This window comes from Oleiphilus sp. HI0123, assembly GCF_001635315.1.
Genome location: NZ_LWGE01000379.1, coordinates 1 through 989, shown reverse-complemented (window position 1 = coordinate 989; position 989 = coordinate 1). Strand labels below are relative to the sequence as shown.

At 43.2% G+C, this 989-nt stretch carries 1 pseudogene; it reads left to right on the top strand.

What is annotated here, in order from left to right:
* Positions 1 to 163: 163 nt before the first annotated feature.
* Positions 164 to 989: pseudogene (locus A3761_RS03590) on the top strand (glucose-6-phosphate dehydrogenase); the annotation flags it as partial.

Sequence of the window (989 nt, the reverse complement as noted above, 5' to 3'; positions counted from 1 at the left end):
TGCGGAAAGTTTTGTCAGTTCAGATCATTTGAAGAAAGTTCAGAAAGAAGCAAAAGCGCTTGTGGATGAAACCATCAAATAAGGATTAAAAAGCTCTGAGTCATGACTCGGAGCTATTTAATGAGTAAGCTATACTAAAAGCCTACGACTAAGGAGTTGTCTGATGAGGGTTCCTGATAACAGTAATATCGTCATTTTTGGTGCCTCGGGAGACTTGTCGTTTCGCAAGCTTATCCCGGCTTTGTTCCATTTATATGTCACTAGACAATTGCCTGATTGTTTCTTTATTTTGGGTGTTTCGCGCAGTGCTTATGACTCAGATAGTTATCGTGAGGCTTTGTTAAAGTCGCTAAGTGAAGGTGCAAACCTTGATTCGCATACTGTCGAAGATTTTCTCCAGCACGTTTATTACTTGTCTTTGAATACCTCCGATGTCACGGAATACTCCAAGCTAAAGCTTACCTTGAATGAGCTGTATGCGCGCTACCAGACACCGCACAATACTTTGTTTTACATGGCGATGCCGCCAAGTATGTTTACCGTGATCCCTGATTGCTTGTCAAAGAGTCAATTGTTGGATCAGTGTGAAGGCTGGAAGCGCATCGTGGTCGAGAAGCCTCTAGGTTATGACTTGGAATCTGCAATCGAGCTAGACCATGGTTTGCATTCCTATTTTGATGAATCCCAGATTTATCGTATCGATCACTATTTGGGAAAAGAGACCGTTCAAAACCTACTGGTTTTTCGCTTTGCTAATGGCATGTTTGAACCATTATGGGATAGAAATTATATTGATTATGTTGAGATAACCGGCGCAGAGAAATTAGGTGTTGAGTCTCGGGGTAGCTATTACGATGGCGCAGGTGCCGTGCGCGATATGTTTCAAAACCACTTGCTGCAAGTTTTGGCGATGGTAGCGATGGAACCGCCAGCAGTGATCAATGCCGACTCAACGCGGAATGAAGTGGTGAAGGTTCTACAGAGTCTAA